This is a genomic window from Stenotrophomonas sp. YJH_SMC_54 (assembly GCF_059368435.1).
In genome coordinates, this window is sequence record NZ_JCAFRS010000008.1 from 135,276 (window position 1) to 154,587 (window position 19,312).

Below are 19,312 nucleotides of genomic sequence, written 5' to 3' on the forward strand. Positions count from 1 at the left end.
CGCAAGGCAAGACCATGACCAGTACATCCCCCGTTGATCAGAGCGCGCTGTGGAACGGCCCCGGCGGTCAGATCTGGGTTGCGCAGCAGGCCATCCTCGACGGCCTGTTCCAACCCCTGGCCGACCTGCTGGTCGACGAACTGCCCGACACCGTCACGCAACTGCTGGATGTAGGCTGCGGGACCGGTGCCAGCCTGCTGGCATCAGCCGCCGCACGCCCGTCAGCGCACTGCACCGGCCTGGACATCTCCGCGCCGATGCTGGCGCTGGCCCGTCAACGCGCCGAGGCGGCAGGACTGGACGCAGACTTCATCGTCGCCGACGCACAGCAGCATCCGTTGCCCACCGCGCACTTCGACTGGATCCAATCTCGGTTGGGCGTGATGTTCTTCGAAGATACCGAGGCCGCCTTCGCCAACCTGCACCGCGCCGCGCGGCCAGGTGCCGGCCTGCGTTTCATCGCCTGGCGCAGCGCAGCGGAGAACCCGTTCATGACCACCGCCGAACGCGCCATCGGCGATGCACTGGATCTTCCGCCCCGCGCGCCCGGCGCACCGGGCCAGTTCGCCTTTGCCGATGGCGAGCGCGTGCAGCACCTGCTGCAGGCCGCCGGCTGGAATGACGTGGAGGTTGTTGCGGTCGACCTGCCCTGCTCGCTCGCCCGCGAAGACCTGCCGACCTATGTCGGCCAACTGGGCCCATTGGGCCTGGCGCTGCGCAATCTGCCCGAAGACCGGGCCACCTCGCTCCGGAACAAGGCGGTAGCGGCATTCACCCCGTTCATCGAGGGCGACCGCGTACGCGTGGATGCCGCCTGCTGGCTGGTCCGCGCCCGCGCCTAGGAAAAGGGGACGGAGGGGATTAAGTCGCTCTTGCCCCGAGTGTGCCGGAAACGACTTAATCCCCTCCGTCCCCTTTTTCCCTACAGCGCCTCGCCGGCGTCGGCCAGGCGCGATTCGATCAGCGCATACCACTGCTGCAGCACGTCGATCAGCATGTCCAGCTCGGCGTCGGTACGCTGTGCGCGGCCACTGCGCAGGCAGGCCTGGGCTTCCTGCAGCTGGGCCAGGAACCCGGCCACGGTGTCTGCCTGCAGGATCAACCCCGGCAGGCGCCGCCCGGGAATGCGCACCACGGCATGGTTGCCGAGCTGGCCGTACACGCTGAGTGTGGTTTCCGTCTTCATGGAAAGAGGCAGGAATTGAGCGTTCATCGCGGGCACCATGGAAAACCTGAGCCGCCGGCAGGCGTGGTCAACGGGGGAGACGTAACCACGTCCTGCCGACGGTCAGGGGGGACTCGGGATACCGGGGCATGGCCCCGGTGCGGGACTCTCAGCGCGGTTGGGCGATCCCAGCGATCTGCACGCGACGGTTCGGCGCCAGGCAGGCGATCAGCTCGCGCCGATTGCGCTGCTCGCACTGCACGATCGGCTCGGCTGCGCCCCGCCCTTCGGCGCTGATGCTGGCCGCAGGCACCCCGCCCTGCACCAGCGCGCTGCGTACGGCCTCGGCACGTCGCTGCGACAGGGTCTGGTTGTAGCTGGCACTGCCGATACGGTCGGTGTACCCGGTCACCCGGATCGACTGCACCTGCGCAGCCTCGCGCACCTGCGCCAGGATGCCCTGCACCGCCTGCAGGCCTTCGGCGCTGAGTACCGCGCTGTCGAATCCGAACAGCGCGTCGGCCGACAGCCGCAGGGGTTGCTCCGGCAGCGGTGCCGGTGCAGGCGGCGCCGGTGGCCGTGGCGGTTCGATCACCGCCGCGCACGATTCCGGCTTCCAGTAGCCCCCTTGGGCGATGCCCTTGCTGTCGAAGCGCACCTGGAACTGGCAGGTGAAATACTCCGCGCCCTGCGCGGTGCGGAAGTTGAACAGGTAGTTCCACTCGCGCACGCCCCACATGCCTTCGTTGAAGTGCGGCGTGCCCAGCAAGGTATACAGCTGCCGCTTGCTCATGCCCGGCGCGAATCTGCGCAGGTCGGCGACGTCGGGATAGATGCCCTCCTTCAACGAAGCCTTCGACGCCTCCGGGAACTGCACGGCGGTGGTGTCGGCAGGACGGTCGGCGGCCGGCGCATGGCTGCGGCAGGCGGCCAGCAGGCCCATCCCCAGGACCAGGCCAAGCACTGCGGCCATCTGGCCGGTGCGGGCGATGCGATGCTGTTTCATGTCATTCCCCCCTTTGGACGTTTCCGCGATGCCGGGCCGCGCGTGCGGCCCGGCCGCGGGGATCACCACTGGATGCCGGCACCGACGGCCACACCGGCCTCGCCACGGCTGTTGGTGGAGCCGCTGAACTTGTAGATCCAGCGACCACCTTCAGAGACACCGGAGATACCGATCGCCACGCCGGACTCGCCGTTGTAGCTGCCAGCGGCGACCGAGGCCATGCTGCGGCCCGCTTCGCTGGGCTGCGGCAGCGCTGCGGTGGCCATCGCCGACGCGATACCGGCCGAGGCGCGGTTGTCGGTCTTGCGCAGGTCGCGCTCGAAGCCGCCCATGCGCTCGTCGGTGTACGCCTTCGACCAATCCAGGGTCTGCGCCATGCCCGACTTCAGCTGGTCCACGTTGACCGCGTCGGTACCGGCGGTGCCGGCGGCGACGTTGCGCACCGTGGTCGGGCCGCTGCTGGTGCTGCCCAGGGTGACGCTGTTGTAGTTGGTCGCACCGTTCACCGTGGTGTCGTAGCGGATCGTGCCCTGCTGCGAGGCCTGCAGTTGGCGTACGTTGACCGCATCAGTGGCCTGCGAACCGTCGGCCACGTTGACCACCTGGCGTTCGGCACCAGCGGCACCCACCGAGACCGTGTTGGCCCGGTTCGCCACCGAACCCGCACCCAGCGCCACCGAGTTGTCGGCCTGCGCCTGCGAACCATTGCCCAGCGCGGTCGAGTTGGCGCCGGCTGCGGTTGAGCCTGCACCACCGGCGGCCGAGTTGGCACCGCTGGCGGACGGGTCGGCCAGGTTGTTGGTGTTGTTGGCGCGGAAGCTGCCGGCCACGTTGGTGATGTTCTGGATCTTCTGGTCGGTGTACTTCTTCGATTCGTCGATGGCGTAGTTCACGCCGTTCTTCAGCTGGCCCACATTGGTTGCGTCGTACGTATCGGAGCCGTCGGCGACATGGGTGATCTTGCGCTCGCTGCCGGTGCTGCCGACCGAGACCTCACCGGCCGAGTTGCTGGCGCCGGTCTGGCCGTAGGCACCGGTGTAGCCGCTCTGCGCACCGACGCTGGCCACCGAACCTGCACCCAGTGCCACGCTGTTGCCGGCACTGGCGCTGGCGCCGTTGCCGACCGCCACGCTGTTGGCACCGGCCGCACTGGCCTGCGGGCCGACCGCCACCGCCTCCGCCCCGGCCGCCGTTGCGGCCGCTGCCGTCGAGTTCACCGCCAGGTAGGCACTGCCACCGCCGCCGTTGGTGATGCGCTGGTTGAGGACCTTCAGCGAGCCGTCCACCGCAGTGAAGGCGGCGGTGACATTGTTGTAGTCGCCGCTGGTGAAAGTGCCATCGGTGGCGATGCTGGAGATGCTGAACTTCGGCGCGGTCCACACGTTGGTGGTGCCGTTGTAGGCGGTGGTGCCACCGAAGTAGTTGGCGATGGTGCTGTGGGTGCTGAACAGCTGGTCGCCGGTGATGGCATCGCTGCTGCCGGCCAGGATGCTGCCGGCGGCGACGTTGGTGATCTTCACCGCGCCGGTTCCGGTGCCCGTCAGCGTCACGCTGTTGAGCACGTTGCCGCTGGCGTCGACGTCGTACTTCACGGCCAGCTTGTCGATCTCGCCGGTCTGGTCGGCAACGTTGGCCAGCGAATTGCTGACCGCGTCGAAGGCGGTACCGACGTCGTTGTAGTTGCCCTTGGTAATCGTGCCGTTGGCGGCCACGTTGTTGATCGAATAGGTCGGTGCGGTCAGCACGCCGCTGGCGTTGACCGCCGCGCCACCTCCGAGGTGGGTGGCAACGGCCTGGTTGGCCGCAAACAGCTGGGCACCGTTGATGGCCTCGCTGCTGGTGGCGCTGACCTGGCCCGGGCCCAGGTTGCGCAGCGTGGTGGCGGTGCCGCTCTGGCCCAGCGTGGCACTGGCGTAGTTGACGCTGCCGTCGCCGTTGAGGTCATAGCGCAGGGCGCCCTGCTCCGACGCCTGCAGCTGGCCCAGGTTGACCGCATCGGTCGCGGCGGTACCGGCGGCGATGTTGGTGACCTGGCGTTCGGCACCGGCCGCACCGATGGACACGCTGTTGGCACGGTCGGCCAGGCTGCCGGCACCCACCGCGATACTGTTGGCGGCGGTGGCGCGGGCGTTGGTACCGACCGCGATCGAGTCGGCGCCAGTGGCCAGCGCCTCGGTACCGGTCGAGTTCACCCGCAGGTACTTGGTGCCACCGTTGCGGATATCGGTGATCTGCGTGTTGAGATTGACCAGCGAGCCGTCGACCGCGGCGAAAGCATCGGTGGCGTTCTCATACAGGCCCTTGGCGATGGCGCCGCCGGTGGAGATGGTGCTGATCTCGAACAGCGGTGCAGTGAACGCGCCGCTGGCCGGATCGAAGGCCGCGCGGCCGCCGAAGAAGCTGGCGATGGCAGCATTGGTCGCCGCCAGCTGGCCGCCATTGACCGCTTCCAGACTGCCGGCAGTGACTGCGCCGCCGGCCAGGTTGCCGATGGTGGTGGTGCCGGTGCCCGCGCCAAGCGTGACACGACGGTAGTTCGGATTGCCGCCAGCATCCAGGTCGTAGGTGACGGCGGCATCGGCCACGCCGTTGATCAGGCTGATCGCGCCCTTCAGCTGGGCTACGTTGACCGCATCGGTGTTGACGCTACCGGCAGCCACGTTGGTGATCTGGCGCTCGCCACCACCGGCGGTGCCCACCGACACTTCGCCCGCCGAAACCTGCGGAGCAGTCAGGCCGTAAGCACTGTAGCTGGCCTGCGCGCCGCGCAGTGCGGCCGAGCGGTAGCCCAGTGCGACCGAGTTGGCCTGGTTGGAGGTGGCTTCAGCACCGAGCAGGGTCTGCCCGTTTGCGGTACCGACGGCACTGTCGCCGACGATCACCGAATGGCCCATGCGCGCAGCGTAGTCCGCGGTCGGTACACCGGTCGGGTTGCTCGGGTCGTTGACCCCATCACCCGGGAAGGCGACGTTGGCATCGACCTTCGGCAATTCGTGCCGTGCATTGGCACCGATCACCACTTCCTTCGAACCGTTGGCGAAGGCGCCATCGCCCATCAGCACCTGGTAGTCCTGCGCGGCGTTCACGGCCCAGCACGAGATGTCAGCCAGGGCGACGTCCAGGCACTTGGCGGCCCACGCCGGCGAGTCCTTCGGCAGCAGCAGGCCCAGCAGGCCACCCGGATTGCCATTGTTGATGTTGTAGATGTAGCTGTCGGAGGTGACGCCACCGATCAGGGTCAGGTGCGAGCTGCCACCGGTAGCGGCACCGCCCAGCCCGTTGAGGGTGCTGCCGACGGGTGACAGGTTGACCACCGGCAGGCCAAGCACATTGACCGTCGAGTAGGTCTGCATCACGTTGGCATTGCTGAGCTTGAGGTTGCCGTTACTCAGGTAGCCGTCGCCACCGAACAGGCTGGTGGTGGTCGGGCCGATCAGCTGCCCGACATTGCCGACCAGGCCGCCGGTGCCGATGATCAGGCCCGCGTTCGGATCGGCCGGAGCCGGCGCCTTCGGGCTGGTGGGCGGGATCGCCGAGGGCTTGGTCAGGCCGAGGCCGCCGAGCGTGCCGCCGACCAGGCCGCCGACCGCGCTGCCCAGATTGCCGAGGGTGCCATTGAGGTTGCCGTTGAGCAGGTTGCCCACGGCACTGCCGACGTTGCCGAGCGTGTTGCCCAGCAGGCCACCCAGGCCAGTGCCGGAGCCGGTGGCGCCATTGAGCAGACCGCCGACGGAACCGACGGTGTTGTTGAGCGTGCCGCCGACCGCAGTGCCGACGCTGCCAACCGTGCCGCCGACTGCGCCACCCACGCTGCCGACGGTGCCATTGAGGGCGCCGCCGACCGCACCACCGACGCTGCCTACGGCGCCGTTCAGTGCGCCGCCTACGGCGCCCACGGTGTTGTTGAGCGTGCCGCCCACGGCACCGCCGACGCTGCCGACCGTACCATTCAGGGCGCCGCCGACCGCACCACCGACGGTGCCCACGGCTCCGTTCAGTGCGCCGCCTACGGCGCCCACGGTGTTGTTGAGCGTGCCGCCTACGGCGCCGCCCACGCTGCCAACCGTGCCATTCAGGGCACCACCGACCGCACCACCGACGCTGCCTACGGCGCCGTTCAGTGCGCCGCCCACGGCGCCTACAGTGTTGTTGAGCGTGCCGCCCACGGCACCGCCGACGCTGCCTACGGTGCCATTCAGCGCGCCACCCACGGCGCCTACAGTGTTGTTGAGCGTGCCGCCTACGGCGCCGCCCACGCTGCCGACCGTGCCATTGAGGGCGCCGCCGACCGCACCACCGACGGTGCCTACGGCGCCGTTCAGTGCGCCGCCTACGGCGCCTACAGTGTTGTTGAGTGTGCCGCCTACGGCGCCGCCCACGCTGCCGACCGTGCCATTGAGGGCGCCGCCGACCGCACCACCGACGGTGCCTACGGTGCCGTTCAGTGCGCCGCCAACGGCGCCCACGGTGTTGTTGAGCGCGCCGCCCACGGCACTGCCGACGCTGCCGACCGTGCCATTGAGGGCTCCGCCGACCGCACCACCGACGCTGCCTACGGTGCCATTCAGTGCGCCACCCACGGCGCCTACAGTGTTGTTGAGCGTGCCGCCTACGGCGCCGCCCACGCTGCCGACCGTGCCATTGAGGGCACCACCGACCGCGCTGCCGACCGTACCGACGGTGCCGTTGAGCGCACCACCGACTGCATTGCCTGCGGCGCCGACCGCACTACCCACCAGCCCACCGACACCCAGTGCGCTGTTCTGCGCCGCAACCGTTGCCTGGCCGGCCAGTTTCAGATTGCGATCGGCAACCACTTCCTGGCCATTCGGCGCCTGCACGCGCACCTTGCCGGCAGCACCAGCATCAAATGCTGCGGTGATCGCGCGATCGTGGGTTTCTCCCGGCAGTTCCTCCTTGGCGGGCAGCGTGATCGCCGCCGTCGCCTTTACCTGGCCCTGGGCGTCGATCTGGTGGCCTGCCACCTTCAGCTTCGAATCCAGCGCCCCATCCACAGAAGCCTTCAGACCCCGCAGTGCGCCCGCCGGCGCGCCGCTGATGCCGGCGGCCGCCTTTGCACCGGTATCGATTGATGCCACCTGCCCGCCGCCAAGACCGATGTTGGCATTCGCTCGGACATCAGCGGCAAGCCTTGGCACGGCGACCTGCTTCGGCGCTGTGTTCGCGGCCAGCTTGACCTGCACGGAGGCCGGCAGCACGTCACGCACCACCGGCAGCGACGCGGTGCTCAACTGCAGGCCGACGCGCGCATCCGCGCTGATCGCCGGGCTGCTCTGGGCCTGGCTTGCGGCAGCCGCGAGGGCTACCTCGGCATCGACCTTGACTGGCATCGGCTGGGTGTACTTGGCTGCAAGAGCCTGCAGATCACGCAGCGACTGATTGGATTCGGATGCTCCCGCGTGGCCACTGGCCAGCACGCACAGCAGTGCCAGGGCGAGCGTGGTGGGCATCAGCAGGAAGGCGCGCGGATCCCGCGCGGCGCTGCCGCCGCTGTCGCCGGTGGCCAGTTCCGAGGCCACAACCAGAGCATTGAGCTGGCGGTTCCATACACGCCGGTAGATGCGATTCATGAGCACTTCCCCCGTAGGCGAACAACTTGAATGTCAGTGGACTTGCCGTTAGGCAGGTGACTGACATTTCAGCGTTTGCAACGGTGGCTGCGCACTTCATTCCGGCACGGCAATCGTGCATTCCGGCAAATCCACGGCCGGAATCGGCAGCGGGCTATGCAGAAGCGGCAACGATATCGGCAAGCACATGGGCAATTCCGGCAGAAACCACCCCGAAACCCTTGCGGCGCTTGATTCAGGCCGGCTGGCCGATCTGCGCGGGAGCGCGCATCAGCGTATCGCGCGGCAGCTCGCCGAAAACCTTGCGGTAGTTGTCGGCAAAGCGGGAGAGGTCCCATAGGCCACAGCTGAGGGCGATCGCCTTCACCGAACGGCGGCTGGAATCGGCCATGGACAGGCTGCGGCAGGCAGCGCACAGGCGCAGCATCGACAGATAACGGTTGGGCGAAGTTCCGAACAGGTCCTCAAAGGCATAGCGCAGGCCGCGTTCGCTGACACCCGCCGCGTCGCATATCTCGTTCATGTAGATATTGCGGCGCAGGTTGAGCCGCATGAAGTTCTCCGCCCGCTGCGCGATCAGATAATGCGTGCGCCGGGCGCGGCTGCAACCGGGCCGATCGGCGGCGCCTGCGCCGAGCAGGGCCTGCACGTGCTCGTGCAGCAATCGTTCGGTTTCCTGCGGCTGCAGGCCAGCGCCCTGGCCGAGCTGAAGATGCAGCTGCTGATAATGATGGGCGAGTGGTGCCGAATCGTTCGCCAGATTGAACAGAGAAAGTGCCTGGCCCGCGGGCGGTGTGCTGCGCAGGCTCAGTTCGGTCAACTTGCGTTGCACCCGTGCGACCGGCACCAGCATCAGGGTCATGTGCGTACCGGGGCTGAGCGTAAACTCGCTGATGCCTTCGGGCATCACCGTCAGCGCCATCCCCGGTGCAAGCGGCACCCCGTGGCACCAGCTCAGTGTTTCATCGGTGGCGTGCAGATACCCCAGCATCGCCCAGTCGGGTGGCAGCATGAAGCGGCCACGACAGTGGAAACCGCAACTGATGCTGCAGAACAGGGCTTCCTCATGCACGCGCGAAGCGAAGGCCGCCCGCGGCCCGTTGCCATCGAGCAGCAGCAGTTCGACATCGCACACGCGAAGTACGCCGCCCAGCGTCGCCAGATCGATCGATCGCAGGCCGCTGTCGTCGCTGTCTTCTACCCCACCATCGACCATGACAGTGTCGTCCCCCCGTTGATCCGCAACTCGCTGCGGCCCCCACTGCCTGACAGGGCCACACCATTCCTCCAGGAACCTTCGCCATTGCCGGGATTGCCTCGGCCGGTGCCGCGCGACCAACCCGGTTGAAAGCAGCAACGTGAGAGCGAGTATGCCCGATAATCATCGAAGGTAAACCCGAACTCCGCATTGACGAAAATAGATACAGAGATGAAGAAAATGTCGTCGCCAGTGGCACGATATTCGCATGCATCATTTGCGCCATCACAATATCTGCACGTCGATGAATCGTTTTGCCAGCGAACGGATACGCGTCACAGAAACAACCTGAAAGTTTAAGGGCTGCCGCGTTTCTGCCGAATTTGCATATAGGTTCCAGTTGCAGCCAACCGCCATTCAGGCAAAGTCGACGACACGGTGATCCGGTCGCTTCAAAAACGACCACACCTGGGGGAGCGTATGACCACGACCGTATCGCAGAACAGTTCGACCGCCGGCGCATCGCCGCGTGGTTGCGACGTTGCGGCCGGCATTTCCCCCGGGGCAGATCACCAGGAATGAGCACGGCGGGTCATTCCCGTCATGCCACCCCGCCAGGATGTGCGGGGCCCACGGACGATCCCGGCGGAGCCGGGCCACCGCCCAACAGGTGTCCTGCATCTGCAGACAACAAGTAGAGGGAGACAAGGCCATGAACGCATCCATCCGCAAGTTCCTGAAGGAAGAAGATGGCGTCACCGCGCTCGAGTACGGGCTGCTGGCCGCCGTCATCGCCGGCATCCTGATCGCGGTCGGCAACAAGGAGATCAAGGGGTTCTTCGAGACGCTGTTCAAGAACCTCTCGGACCTTGCCACCAAGGCCTCCGGGTCGGCACCTGCGACCAGCGGTGGCGGCTGAGCCTGCGCGCATCGCACATCCCTGCAGCGGTGCTGGGATGTGCCGGTGGCAACTGCAGGCTGTCCAATGACGGACGACGGAGTGTGTGATGACGTTGCTGGGACTATTGGCCATCGGCGTATGCCTGCGGATCGCGATCAGCGATCTGTATGCCCGCCGGGTGCCCAATGCCTGGCTGTTGTCTGCGTCCATCATTGCCGTCGCATTGATCATCGCGGGGCAGTTCAGCACGCCGCGCCAGCCGTGGCTTGCCCACGCAGCGGGCGCGGCGCTCGGCCTGGTGGCCCTGCTGCCGTTCTATGCCATCCGCTGGATGGGCGCCGGTGACGTCAAGTTCTTCGCGGTACTGGGGCTGATGCTGGGCTGGAAAGCCCTGCTGCCGATCTGGATGGTGGCCAGTCTCGCGGCCGGCCTGCACGCGGCAGTGATCATTGTTGGCCGCCGCCTGGGCGTGATGCTGCCCACAGGCCTTCAGATGCAGGTCAACCGCGCCAGCAGCCAATGGCAATCGCACCCCGCCCTGCGCGACATGCAGGCCGCGCGCCAGGGACGACATGGCATTCCCTACGCAGCCTACCTGGCCATCACCGGCATCGGCTGGGTCCTGGCAAGCGTCTATGGAGGTGTGGCATGAACATCCGCAATCCACGGCGTCAACGCGGTGTAGCCAGCATCGAATTTGCCCTGATGCTCATGCTGGGCCTGCTGCCACTGCTGCTGTTCACGTTCTCCGGCGTGATGATCATGGCCGCGCAACAGACATTGGCGACGGCCTCGGCCGAGGGCGCTCGCGCTTCGTTGCGCTATGGCAGCGCCAATGAACGGCGTACCGCAGCCTGCGTAGCAGCCCGCAGTTCGATGCAGTGGCTGTTGAAATTCTCTAGACAGGGTGTCGACTGCAGCAATGGCGGCAGCAACGCAATCGTTGTCTCCGCGCAGGCACCCTGCGCCGGCCTGGCCACTGCGCAGTGCATGACGGTGACCGTCAGCTACGACTACGCCAGCCATCCCTTCCTGCCGGGCACCGCCACGCTTTACAAGTGGGTGATGCAGGCCCCCATCCGTAGTGTCGCGGTCGCCCAGCTCGACCTCGGCAGCGGCAACTGACCATCGGCACAGGAGACGGTTCCATGCTCAAGTTGACCCGCATCGCTGCCGTCGCCCTGATCGGGCTGGCCGTGCTGCTGGCGGTGATCGCCTTGATGATCGGGCGTAAGCAGGCCGCGCCGGCCACGGTTGCCCCGGTCGCGCAGAGCGAAGCCCAGGCGATCACCGTGGTAGAGGCGGTGGCACGACTGCCGGCCGGCGAACCGATCTCTGCCAATGGGGTGCGCCTTGCGCAGCGGACCACGGCGGTAGCCGGTGCTGCCACCAGCATCTCGGCCGTGGTCGGCAAGGTGCCGGTGCAGGACATCGCCGAGGGCACCGCCATCAGCAGCGGCGCCCTTGCACAGGGATTCTCGCTGCAGCTGCGCCCGGGCGAACGCGCGCTGGCCATCCCGGTGGACGAACTGGTCGGCGCCGGAAACCGCATCCTGCCGGGTGATTTCGTCGATGTCTTCCTCAACCTGCGCAATGCCCAGCCCAACGCCAGCGGTCCGGCAGAGGCCGCGCAGACCCGCCTGCTGCTGTCGCGGCTGCGCGTGCTCAGCTACGGTCAACAGGACATCGCTCCGGTCACCGGCGATGCCGTCGCCGGCAACGAAGGCGATACCCGCAACGATCCCCGCGCCGCCGACATCACCGGCAATGGCAACAACCATGGCTCGGGCAACGAGGCCACCCAGCCGGCACGCAGTGCGGTGCTGGCAGTGCCGGTGGCCGATGCCAACCGCCTGCTGCTGGGTGCGCAGCAGGGAAAGCTGTTCCTTGCCCTGCGCAACCCGGCCGATACGGGGCAACCCGACCTTGCACTGTTTCCACAGGCGCGTGGCGTGATCGATCCCCTGCGTGGCCTCGATGCCGAACAGCAGCTCGCACTGCAGCGGCCGGAGAACCACGCCTTCGCCGGCATCGATGGTGATGCCCTGGCCGGCCGCGGCAACAGCGCAGCCCGCAGCAACCCGCAGCCGCCGGTGCATGCGCCGGCGGCTCGACGCAGCGCACCGCGTGCATCGGGCATCGAGATCATCCGTGGCGACAGCTCCGCCCCCCGCGGTTCCCTTTGACCTGCATCGAGCGCATCCATGACCGAACGCCGCCGCCCACGCCCCTCCCCCCGCCAGCGCTGGCTGGCCCTGCTGCTGGTGCTGCTGGCTCCGGCAACAAGCGTGGCCGCAGACGATCTCGTGTTGCAGGCGCGTGAGCAGCGCCCGTGGACGCTTCCGGCCGATCTGGAACGGGTCGCCATCGCCGACCCAGGCGTCGCCGATATCGTGATGCTGCGTGGGCAGCGGCAGGCCCTGCTGGTCGGGAAAGCGCCGGGTACGACGACCCTCCTGCTGTGGCACCGCAAGCAGGCCGAGCCGCAACGCCTGCAGGTGCGGGTGCAGAGTGCCGTGCAGGGCGCGGCAGACGCAGGCTCCAACGGGCTGGTGTTCACTCAGCAGGACAACCAGGGCCTGCTGCAGGGAAGCGCCGATAGCGTGCTCTCGCACATGCAGGAACAGAAGACCGCGGCCATGGCGCTGGGCAAGGACGGGCTGCTTGCCGACGCGTCGACGGTCAGCAGCGGCGGCGTGGTGCAGGTCGAGGTCAAGGTGGTCGAGTTCAACAAGACCGCGTTGAAGCAGATCGGCATCAGCTTCCAGAACCGCAATGGCAGCTTCGCCTACGGCTTCGCCCGCCCGGGCGGCCAGTTGCCGGGCAACACCGGCATCCTGCCGGGCATGAAGGAAGGCAACTCCGGCAACGAGGCCGAGTCACCCATTTCTTCGGCGTTCCGGCTGGTGTTCGGCTCGACCAAGGGCCTGTGGAACGCCGATGTCGACCTGTTGCAGAGCAACGGCATGGCGCGCGTGCTGGCCGAACCTACCCTGGTCGCACTATCCGGCCAGAGCGCCAGCTTCCTGGCTGGCGGCGAACTGCCGATCCTGGAACCGCAGGGCCTGGGCACCACCACCATCACCTATAAACCGTTCGGCATCGGCCTGACGGTGACACCAACGGTGCTGGCCCCCAACCGCATCGCGCTGAAGGTCGCACCGGAAGCCAGTGATCTGGACTACAGCAACGCCATTGCCCTCAATGGCGTGCAGATTCCCTCGATCACCACGCGCCGTGCCGACACCACGGTCGAACTGGGCGATGGCGAGAGCTTCGTGATCGGCGGTCTGGTCAGCTCCAATGTCGTCTCCAACGTCGGCAAGATCCCGCTGCTGGGCGACCTGCCGATCATCGGCTCGTTCTTCCGCAACTTCGACTACAAGCGCCAGGACAAGGAGCTGGTGATCATCGTCACGCCGCGGCTGGTGCAGCCGCTGGCCCGCAACACCGAGCTGCCGTTGCCTGGCGAACGCGAGGCCAAGCCGCACATGCCCGAATGGGGCGCCTGGCTGCTGGGTCCCATCAGCCAGGACCCGGTACCCGGCTTCTCACGCTGATTCCATGATGCCTGCGATACCACGCCCATGCCCTACGCCACTGCCCAGCCGCTGCATCCGCAAGGACCGCCGATGAATCTGGTCCTGTACGGAATGGATCGCGAACTGCTGCCCCGGCTGGCGGCCAAACTGCCGCCGACCACTACCCTGCACTGGCAGGACAGCAGCACGCCGACCTCCGCTCTGGACCTGCAACGCGGGCCGCAGAGCCTTGTGCTGCTGGATTTCCGCCCTGAACATGCCGCCGCCTCCAGCGTGCTGGCGCAGCAACTGCAACAGACCGAACCGGATCTTGCATTGGTTGCCGTCGGTGCCACCAGTACCGGCCAGGTGGAAGGCATCGTCATCGCATTGCGGGCGGGCCTGCGCGATGTGCTGGACCTGGACAGCGACAACGTCGGCATCGAGGCCGCGCTGCGCCGCGCCCTGTCGCCGCGACCGGCTGCCGCCGCGCAGCACGCGCACAAGGCGCGCCTGATCGTGCTGCTGGGCGTGCGCGCCGGAGTGGGCACCAGTACGCTGGCCGCGCATCTTTCGGTGCTGGCACAGCAGACCCGTGCGCTGGCGCAGGGCGAGGCACTGCAGCAGGATGGCCTGCTGATGGAGCTGGCCCAGCCTTCGGGTGACCTCGCGCTGTACCTCAACCTGGACAGCCGCTTCCATTACGAAGACGCGCTGCGCAACGCCAGCCGCATCGACGCCACCCTCGCCCGCACTGCGATGGCTCGCCATGACACCGGCCTGGTGCTGCTGGACCGCGCCAGCGGCAGCGATGCGGTGCCGCCATCCGATCCGGCTGCGCTGCTGCAGCGCCTGCGCCACGTATTCGCCAGCGTGCTGTGCGATGCCGGTGGCTGCCCGCTGCGGCAGCTACCGCCGCTGTTGCTGGACCAGGCCGACGAGATCTGGCTGGTCACGGACGCCTCGATCGCCACGCTGGTATCGCTCGACCAGGCCTTGAAGCACCTGGCCGGTCAGCGCGAACGGGAGAAGCGCCTGCAGCTGGTGATCAACCGCCACGACGACAGCAGCGGCATGAGTCCCGACCAGATCGCACGCCGATTCGAAGTGCCACTGCTGGCCACGCTGCCCGAACGCCCGCGCGTGCGCCTGGCGGCCAGCCAGGGACATCTGCTGCTGCAGGACGCACCGCGCGACCCCTACCTGCGTGCCCTCGCCCCGCTTGTGTCGCGCCTGGATCCGGCTGCCTGCCCGGTCCAGGCCCATGGCCTGCGGGAAAGACTCTCCCTTGCCCTGGGTGGATCGCAATGGAAGACAAGGTAACCCCGTTCCCGCATGCCGCCACCCGCCCGGTGCTGCCCGACAGCGCCCCGGCCCACCTGCCGTTCGCGCAGACCGAGCAGTACCAGAAGGTGCTGTCGGCCGCCCATGAGCACCTGCTCAACAGCATCGAGGACGAGCGCATCGACATCGATTCCTGGGCCCCTGACACCATCGCCCGCTGGGTGCAGGTGCAGACGGTGGGCTTCATCCAGGAATGGCGCATCCCGATCAACGAGGAGGAGATGCAGGTGGTGGCCGAAGGCCTGGTCAAGGAGCTGACCGGCTTCGGCCCGCTCGACGACCTGCTGCACGACCCGACGATCGAGGACATCCTGATCAACGGGTTCAAGGATGTGCATGTCTCGCAGGGAGGACAGCTCAAGCGCGCCACCCAGCGTTTCACCGACGACACCCACCTGCTGCGCATCCTTCGCCGCATCCTCGCGCCGCTGGGCCGCCGACTGGACGACTCCAACCCGATGGTCGATGCGCGCCTGCCCAACGGCGGCCGCCTCAACGCGATCATCTCGCCGCTGGCAGTGGATGGGCCGATGGTCTCCATCCGCAAGTTCCGCAAGGATCCGTTCACCCCCGACGAGCTGCTGGCCAAGGGCACCTTCGATGCGCCGATGCAGGCGCTGCTGAAGGCCATGGTGCTGGGCCGCTGCAACATCCTGGTGTCCGGCGGCACCAGTTCCGGCAAGACTTCACTGCTGAACGCACTGGCCAGCTACGTGCCGCCGAACGAACGCGTGATCACCGTCGAGGACACCGCCGAACTGTCACTCAACCACCCGCACGTGGTCCGCCTGGAAAGCCGCATCGGTGGCGCCGAAGGCCATGGCGCGGTGAGCATCCGCGACCTGGTCCGCAACAGCCTGCGCATGCGCCCGGACCGTATCGTGGTCGGCGAGGTGCGCGGCGCCGAAGTACTGGAAATGCTGCAGGCGATGAACACCGGCCATGACGGCTCGATGGCGACCATCCATGCCAACTCTCCGCGCGACTGCCTGTACCGCATCGAGATGCTGGCCGGCTTCGCCGGGTTCCAGGGCAGCGAGGACAGCCTGCGCCGGCAGATCGCCAGCGCCATCGACTTCATCGTGCAGATCTCGCGGCTGGGCAGCGGCCGGCGCGTGCTGGTCTCGATCACGGAAATCACCGGTGTCAGTGACAACCTGATCACGACCCAGGAAATGTTCCGTCACGAACTGCAGATCGATGGCAACGGCAAGGAAATCGATCGCTGGATCGGACTGGGCTTCCACCCGCATTCGCACAAGCTGGAGCCGTTCCGGCAGCAGTTGCGCGAATCGTTGTACGGAGACTTCTGAGCATGGGCACGGGCCTGCTGCTGGGTGTACTGAGCATCATCTCGGTGCTGCTGGCGCTTGCGGTATGGCTGTGGGGCACCGCCAGCAACCGGGAGCAACGCCAGGCTTCGCTGCAGCACGCCGAGCAGCAGCTGGCTCGCGGAGGCGCCAGTGGCGGAGCCCCGGCCGGGGCATCCGTAGCCGCCGCCAACGACCCGGCGCGACCGGCAAGTGCCGGGCGCCGGGTGTTGCCGCTGGACGGCCTGCTGCAACGTGCGGGCCTGCAGACGGGTTGGAAGCTGCCCATCATGATGCTGGTGCCGGGACTGGTGCTTTCGGTCGTGGCCATGCTCAGGCTCGGTACGGCGTGGATGTTCCCCCTGACCCTGCTGCTGTACCTGCTGGCCTGCTGGCTGTGGGTCATGCGCCGCACCACGAAACTGCGTGCACAACTGCTGCACCAGCTGCCCGACTTCCTCGACAACCTGGTGCGGCTGACCGCGCTCGGCAACAGCCTGCAGGCTGCCTTCCAAGTGGCGTCGATGCAGACCAGCGCGCCGCTGCGGGGACTGCTGGACACCACCGTGCGCTACGCGCGCAGCGGCATGGACCTGGACCGTGCCCTGAGCCTGGCGGCACAGCCCTACCGGATGGATGTGCTCAAGGTGCTGTCCGTCGTGATTGGTGTCAGCGTACGCATCGGCGGACGCTCCGATCAGATCCTGCAGCGCATGGGCGATTTCATGCGCGACCTGGAGCAGGCCCAGCAGGAGCTGGCCGCGACCACGTCGGAAACCCGCATGTCAGCCTGGGTGCTCGGCCTGCTGCCACCGGCCAGCGCGGTGCTGATGGCCATATCGAGCCCCGAATTCTTCCAGCCGGTGCTGCACGATCCGCTGGGTCACAAGATCCTGTTGATCGCGCTGGGGCTGGAGCTGTTTGGCGCTTTCCTGCTCTACCGCCTGGCCAAGTCGCTATGACCACCCGGATCCGCCACGGAGGTGCCCGATGAGCGCCAGCACCTGGTTTGCCCTGTCGCTGCTGGTTCTGGCCGCCGGTGTTGCCCTGCTGGGCATCGCCGGATGGGTACGCAGCCATCGCGAACAGCGCACCTCGGCCACCTTGAAGACCGCACTGCAACCGCGGGATGAGGCGCGCGACACGGAGGCCGCGCGCCGTGATTCGCTGGGTTGGCTGGAACGCTTCGGGCGCGCGCTCAGTGGCGGCCGCCTGGAATCTGCATTGCTGGCCAATGAAGACCGGCTGCTGCTGGACCTGGCGGGCTGGAACACACGTCGTGGCACCGCCATCTATCTTGGCCTGCGCCTGCTGCTGGGCGTGCTGGTGCTGGTGCTGGCCCTGGCGTTCAGCAGCTCCCAGGGGCTGGCCAGGATGATGGTTGTGATCGGTGCGCTCGCGGCAGGCCTGCTGCTGCCGAAGTTCATCCTCTCTTCGTGGGTGAAGCGGCGACGGCGCGCCGTCGACAACGAGCTGCCCCTGCTGATCGACCTGCTGCGCCTGCTGCAGGGCGTGGGCTTCAGCATGGACCAGAGCCTGCAGACGCTGGGCGACAAGCTGCGCGACGCGTTGCCGGTGCTTGGCGGCGAGTTGCAGGAGGCCAACGTCGCGTACACCCATGGCCGCACGCGCGCGCAGTCCCTGCGCCGGCTGAGCGAGGTCTACGCGGATGATGACCTGACCAGCCTGATGCAGTTGATCCTGCAGGTGCACGCGCACGGCGGCGCAGTGCAGGAACCACTGCGGCAGTTCAGCATCCGGTTGCGCGAACAGCGTCGCAACGCCCTGAAGGAAAAGGTTGGCAAGCTCTCGGTGAAGATGACCGTGGTGATGATGCTGACCCTGCTGCCAGCGCTGATGCTGGTTCTTGCCGGACCGGCGCTGGTCGCGCTGGCCACCACCATGTCCAAGATGGGATCGCCCTGATGCCTGCCCTGCGCACCTCCTGCCTGTTGCTCGCCCTTGCCGCCGTCGCCAGTGGTTGTGCGTCGACCACGCCGAAGTACCTGCGCGCGCCCAGCCTGGCCGCGCCCGAACCGGCGCCGCAGGACAGCCGCAATGCCTACCTGGAACTGATCGGGCGCATGCAGCAGCAGGGTGCCTGGTATGCCTCGCTGGCCCACGTCGATGCCTTCCGCCAGCGCTATGGCGACCCGCCGGCGTTGCGCCTGCTGCAGGCCGACGCCCTGCGCGAGACCGGCCAGGCCGACGCTGCCATCGCCCTGTACCGCGAGCTCTCCAGTGGCCCGCAGGCCGCTGCAGCCGCACACGGCCTGGGCCTGATCGCCGCGCGCCGTGACGATGATGGCGGCAGCGAGGAGGCACTGGCCCGGGCCACGCAGCTGCAGCCATTGAACACCGATTACCTGGGCGATCTCGGCTATGCACGTCTGCGTGCAGGCCAGTTCGAACAGGCGCGTGAACCGTTGGCCAAGGCGCTGGAGCTGTCTCCAGGCAATGCCAAGGCCACCGCCAACCTCGCCCTGTGGGCGGTGCTGCGTGGCGACACCACCACGGCAGAGCGCCTCGCCGGACAGGCCAATCTCAACGAGGACACCCGCCGCAGCATCCAGCAACAGGCCGCGCAGATCCGTGCCCGCCTGCAGCAGCGCCAGGCCGCCGCGGCAGCTGCCGCAGTCGTGCCGGCCCCTGCGCGTGCTACCGCCAGCGATGCCGGCAGCAACCGGCCCGGCGCCACGCGACTGGCGGCGGAACCACGCCGCGACAGCCGCGATGAGCGCGATCCGCAGCGCCTGCCGCCCTCGATGCTGGAGCGCTTCAGCACCTCCGATCAGCCGAACGGAAACACTCCATGAGCACCATGCCCCTGACCCGACACCTGTTGCCTGCACTGGCCTGCCTGCTGTTGACCGGCGGCGCGCAGGCGCAACAGCAACCCCTGACCGGGCAGATGCTTGGCGGCGGCACGCCCGCTGCGCCGGCTTCGCAGCCGCTGCAGTCCGAGTCACTGGCCACCGTGGACCTGGCGACCCCGCCGGCACCGGTGCCGCAGGCGGCGCCTGCAGCGGTCGCCACCACCGACGGCAACGCTGCAGCCGCGCGACCCGGCCGCAGCCAGATCGGCGACACCACGCGCGACCTGTTCCGCCTGCAGGCATCAGGGCAGCAGGCCGGGCAACGCCTGCCGATCCTCGGCGACCAGGCTACGTTGAGCTACGCCCGCTACATGAAGAGCTTCGAACACGAGATCCCGGACTTCTTTGAAACCGATGTCGCCAAGTCCAAGGGATCATCCTCATCGGGACGCTGAGGTAG

Annotated in this window: 16 protein-coding genes; 12 read left to right on the plus strand and 4 right to left on the minus strand. The window is 67.6% G+C overall.

The genetic code is table 11. The features are described from left to right. Positions 1-14: 14 nt before the first annotated feature. Positions 15-842 (plus strand): class I SAM-dependent methyltransferase, encoded by an 828-nt coding sequence (locus AC5P5S_RS11555; RefSeq protein WP_062606235.1) that lies wholly within the window; start codon positions 15-17, stop codon positions 840-842. A gap of 80 nt (positions 843-922) precedes the next feature. Here AC5P5S_RS11555 and AC5P5S_RS11560 read toward each other — a convergent pair whose 3' ends face one another. The 4 genes from AC5P5S_RS11560 to AC5P5S_RS11575 form a co-directional block, all read right to left on the minus strand. Continuing rightward, entirely contained in the window at positions 923-1,213 is a 291-nt protein-coding gene (locus tag AC5P5S_RS11560) for a DUF6959 family protein (RefSeq protein WP_019659952.1), read from the minus strand. Between the two features lie 121 nt (positions 1,214-1,334). Further along, entirely contained in the window at positions 1,335-2,171 is an 837-nt protein-coding gene (locus AC5P5S_RS11565) for an OmpA family protein (RefSeq protein WP_062606237.1), read from the minus strand. Between the two features lie 62 nt (positions 2,172-2,233). Further along, positions 2,234-7,762 carry an ESPR-type extended signal peptide-containing protein gene (locus tag AC5P5S_RS11570; protein WP_171968954.1) on the minus strand — a complete coding sequence of 1,843 codons (5,529 nt, stop codon included), beginning with the start codon at positions 7,760-7,762 and terminating at the stop codon, positions 2,234-2,236. 235 nt (positions 7,763-7,997) lie between these two features. Then, a complete protein-coding gene (locus AC5P5S_RS11575) occupies positions 7,998-8,978 on the minus strand; it encodes an AraC family transcriptional regulator (RefSeq protein ID WP_005409990.1) in 981 nt (326 codons plus the stop codon). A 694-nt stretch (positions 8,979-9,672) separates the two neighbouring features. Here AC5P5S_RS11575 and AC5P5S_RS11580 point away from each other — a divergent pair. The 11 genes from AC5P5S_RS11580 to AC5P5S_RS11630 all read left to right on the plus strand — a co-directional run bounded on the left by AC5P5S_RS11580 (position 9,673) and on the right by AC5P5S_RS11630 (position 19,307). Next, positions 9,673-9,879, plus strand: a complete 207-nt coding sequence (locus AC5P5S_RS11580) for a Flp family type IVb pilin (protein ID WP_012480544.1) — start codon at positions 9,673-9,675, stop codon at positions 9,877-9,879. 88 nt (positions 9,880-9,967) lie between these two features. Beyond that, positions 9,968-10,513: an A24 family peptidase gene (locus AC5P5S_RS11585; protein WP_005413738.1), complete on the plus strand. Its 546-nt coding sequence runs from the start codon at positions 9,968-9,970 to the stop codon at positions 10,511-10,513. Continuing rightward, the gene (locus AC5P5S_RS11590) at positions 10,510-10,986 is read left to right on the plus strand and encodes a TadE/TadG family type IV pilus assembly protein (RefSeq protein WP_062606241.1); all 477 of its coding nucleotides are present in this window, start codon (positions 10,510-10,512) and stop codon (positions 10,984-10,986) included. The genes AC5P5S_RS11585 and AC5P5S_RS11590 overlap by 4 nt, the downstream gene beginning before the upstream one ends. Before the next feature lie 23 nt (positions 10,987-11,009). Continuing rightward, positions 11,010-12,047: a Flp pilus assembly protein CpaB gene (gene cpaB / locus AC5P5S_RS11595; protein ID WP_059034669.1), complete on the plus strand. Its 1,038-nt coding sequence runs from the start codon at positions 11,010-11,012 to the stop codon at positions 12,045-12,047. Between the two features lie 18 nt (positions 12,048-12,065). Further along, complete coding sequence (locus AC5P5S_RS11600; RefSeq protein ID WP_062606243.1) at positions 12,066-13,421, plus strand: type II and III secretion system protein family protein; 1,356 nt, start codon at positions 12,066-12,068, stop codon at positions 13,419-13,421. A 27-nt stretch (positions 13,422-13,448) separates the two neighbouring features. Continuing rightward, positions 13,449-14,705, plus strand: a complete 1,257-nt coding sequence (locus AC5P5S_RS11605; protein WP_024958095.1) for a CpaE/TadZ family protein — start codon at positions 13,449-13,451, stop codon at positions 14,703-14,705. Continuing rightward, positions 14,690-16,039 carry a TadA family conjugal transfer-associated ATPase gene (locus AC5P5S_RS11610; protein WP_005413742.1) on the plus strand — a complete coding sequence of 450 codons (1,350 nt, stop codon included), beginning with the start codon at positions 14,690-14,692 and terminating at the stop codon, positions 16,037-16,039. Before AC5P5S_RS11605 ends, AC5P5S_RS11610 begins: the two co-directional genes overlap by 16 nt. 2 nt (positions 16,040-16,041) lie before the next feature. After that, positions 16,042-16,998, plus strand: coding sequence for a type II secretion system F family protein (locus tag AC5P5S_RS11615; RefSeq protein ID WP_043035231.1), 957 nt, complete (start codon positions 16,042-16,044; stop codon positions 16,996-16,998). A 28-nt stretch (positions 16,999-17,026) separates the two neighbouring features. Next, on the plus strand, positions 17,027-17,962 hold the full coding sequence (locus AC5P5S_RS11620; protein WP_043035230.1) for a type II secretion system F family protein: 936 nt from the start codon (positions 17,027-17,029) through the stop codon (positions 17,960-17,962). Then, complete coding sequence (locus tag AC5P5S_RS11625; protein WP_062606245.1) at positions 17,962-18,852, plus strand: tetratricopeptide repeat protein; 891 nt, start codon at positions 17,962-17,964, stop codon at positions 18,850-18,852. Before AC5P5S_RS11620 ends, AC5P5S_RS11625 begins: the two co-directional genes overlap by 1 nt. Beyond that, positions 18,849-19,307 carry a DUF3613 domain-containing protein gene (locus AC5P5S_RS11630; protein ID WP_043035228.1) on the plus strand — a complete coding sequence of 153 codons (459 nt, stop codon included), beginning with the start codon at positions 18,849-18,851 and terminating at the stop codon, positions 19,305-19,307. The genes AC5P5S_RS11625 and AC5P5S_RS11630 overlap by 4 nt, the downstream gene beginning before the upstream one ends. The last annotated feature ends 5 nt before the right edge of the window (positions 19,308-19,312 follow it).

Bases quoted from the DNA above. Each gene is read 5' to 3' on its own strand.
- cpaB (WP_059034669.1), top strand. From the start codon at position 11,010: ATGCTCAAGTTGACCCGCATCGCTGCCGTCGCCCTGATCGGGCTGGCC.
- AC5P5S_RS11575 (WP_005409990.1), bottom strand. From the start codon at position 8,978: ATGGTCGATGGTGGGGTAGAAGACAGCGACGACAGCGGCCTGCGATCG.
- AC5P5S_RS11590 (WP_062606241.1), top strand. From the start codon at position 10,510: ATGAACATCCGCAATCCACGGCGTCAACGCGGTGTAGCCAGCATCGAA.
- AC5P5S_RS11615 (WP_043035231.1), top strand. From the start codon at position 16,042: ATGGGCACGGGCCTGCTGCTGGGTGTACTGAGCATCATCTCGGTGCTG.
- AC5P5S_RS11585 (WP_005413738.1), top strand. From the start codon at position 9,968: ATGACGTTGCTGGGACTATTGGCCATCGGCGTATGCCTGCGGATCGCG.
- AC5P5S_RS11580 (WP_012480544.1), top strand. From the start codon at position 9,673: ATGAACGCATCCATCCGCAAGTTCCTGAAGGAAGAAGATGGCGTCACC.
- AC5P5S_RS11625 (WP_062606245.1), top strand. From the start codon at position 17,962: ATGCCTGCCCTGCGCACCTCCTGCCTGTTGCTCGCCCTTGCCGCCGTC.
- AC5P5S_RS11555 (WP_062606235.1), top strand. From the start codon at position 15: ATGACCAGTACATCCCCCGTTGATCAGAGCGCGCTGTGGAACGGCCCC.
- AC5P5S_RS11620 (WP_043035230.1), top strand. From the start codon at position 17,027: ATGAGCGCCAGCACCTGGTTTGCCCTGTCGCTGCTGGTTCTGGCCGCC.
- AC5P5S_RS11600 (WP_062606243.1), top strand. From the start codon at position 12,066: ATGACCGAACGCCGCCGCCCACGCCCCTCCCCCCGCCAGCGCTGGCTG.
- AC5P5S_RS11565 (WP_062606237.1), bottom strand. From the start codon at position 2,171: ATGAAACAGCATCGCATCGCCCGCACCGGCCAGATGGCCGCAGTGCTT.
- AC5P5S_RS11605 (WP_024958095.1), top strand. From the start codon at position 13,449: ATGCCCTACGCCACTGCCCAGCCGCTGCATCCGCAAGGACCGCCGATG.
- AC5P5S_RS11610 (WP_005413742.1), top strand. From the start codon at position 14,690: ATGGAAGACAAGGTAACCCCGTTCCCGCATGCCGCCACCCGCCCGGTG.
- AC5P5S_RS11570 (WP_171968954.1), bottom strand. From the start codon at position 7,762: ATGAATCGCATCTACCGGCGTGTATGGAACCGCCAGCTCAATGCTCTG.
- AC5P5S_RS11560 (WP_019659952.1), bottom strand. From the start codon at position 1,213: ATGAACGCTCAATTCCTGCCTCTTTCCATGAAGACGGAAACCACACTC.
- AC5P5S_RS11630 (WP_043035228.1), top strand. From the start codon at position 18,849: ATGAGCACCATGCCCCTGACCCGACACCTGTTGCCTGCACTGGCCTGC.